Annotated in this window: 2 protein-coding genes; both read right to left on the bottom strand. The window is 62.2% G+C overall.

Translation table 11 applies throughout. The features are described 5' to 3' along the window. Window positions 1-590 (bottom strand): ATP-binding cassette domain-containing protein (locus tag EN893_RS34860; protein WP_128362206.1); only part of this gene is annotated, 590 nt, incomplete at its 3' end. A gap of 180 nt (window positions 591-770) precedes the next feature. Then, window positions 771-1,154, bottom strand: a complete 384-nt coding sequence (locus tag EN893_RS34855; RefSeq protein WP_127271285.1) for a hypothetical protein — start codon at window positions 1,152-1,154, stop codon at window positions 771-773. Between the last annotated feature and the right edge of the window lie 20 nt (window positions 1,155-1,174).

The following is a 1,174-nucleotide window of genomic DNA, read 5'->3' as shown; positions in this document are numbered from 1 at the left end:
GCTTCGATTTGATCGTGAGTGACGTAGACTGTCGTGGTCTTGAGGCGCTGGTGCAGTTCCTTGATCTCGGCGCGCATCTGCACCCTGAGTTTGGCGTCGAGATTGGACAGCGGTTCGTCGAAGAGAAAGACCGCCGGATCACGCACGATCGCGCGGCCCATTGCGACGCGCTGGCGCTGGCCGCCGGAAAGCTGCCGAGGATAGCGCGCCAGCAACGGCACCAGCCCAAGGATTTCGGCCGCGCGGCGCACGCCTGCATCGCTCTCCGGCTTGGAAACTCCTTTGAGCATCAGCGAGAACGCCATGTTCTCGGCGACGGTCATGTGTGGGTAGAGCGCATAGTTCTGGAAGACCATGGCGACGTCGCGCTCCTTGGGCGCAACGTTGTTGACGACACGTTCGCCAATCGCGATCTGGCCGCGTGAAATCTTTTCTAGGCCGGCGATCATTCTGAGGAGGGTTGATTTTCCGCAGCCCGACGGTCCGACCAGAGTGACGAACTCGCCGTCCTCGATGTTCACGCTGACCCCGTGCAGGATCTCGACAGCGCCGAATGATTTATAGACTTCGCCAATTGCGACAGACGCCATCGATCCTCCCAACAAATTCCCGCGACGTCGTCGAAGGAACAACGCTTCCGCTAGCGACAGCCCTGGCTCCTCCCAGGCTCACGCTAGGCTGAAACGGTAGCGCTACCAAACCGGGCTGTAAAGCGTTTACGGGAAAGCCGAACCTTGGAGGGTCCGCTTCGCGCCACACAATGCTCCCAACTACTCCTGCGTCCGCTTCTGCGTGATCAGGTCCAGCCGCTCGCGGTCGGAGCGTTCGCGTTCGTCGCGGTTGCGTACGTCCTTGTAGGCGCGCTCGACCATGTTGGTGCGGGCGGTCGCCGCGGCGATGAGGCTGGCTTCCTGCCTGGCGCTCGCCAGGTTCGCTTCCTGGCGCACCACCGCCTGGGCAATGCGGCGATGGTAGAGATCGGGAAACAGGGCGGAGAGCGAATCGGCCTGGTCGAAATGGCCGACCAGTTCCTTGGCCTCGGCCTCGGCGGCACTGGCCGCCGCAAGGAAGGTGGCGTGGCGGGTTTCGTGCAGCGCCTTCAGCTGTTCCTGAACCTTGACCAGCTTCTTGAGGCGGTCCTTGCGCGTGCTCATTTCTATCTCGCCAATGTCAG

The organism is Mesorhizobium sp. M7A.F.Ca.CA.004.04.2.1 (assembly GCF_004022825.1).
Classification (GTDB): domain Bacteria; phylum Pseudomonadota; class Alphaproteobacteria; order Rhizobiales; family Rhizobiaceae; genus Mesorhizobium.
Note: the sequence above shows the minus strand (reverse complement) of the source record. Positions and strands in the feature narration are given on the sequence as shown.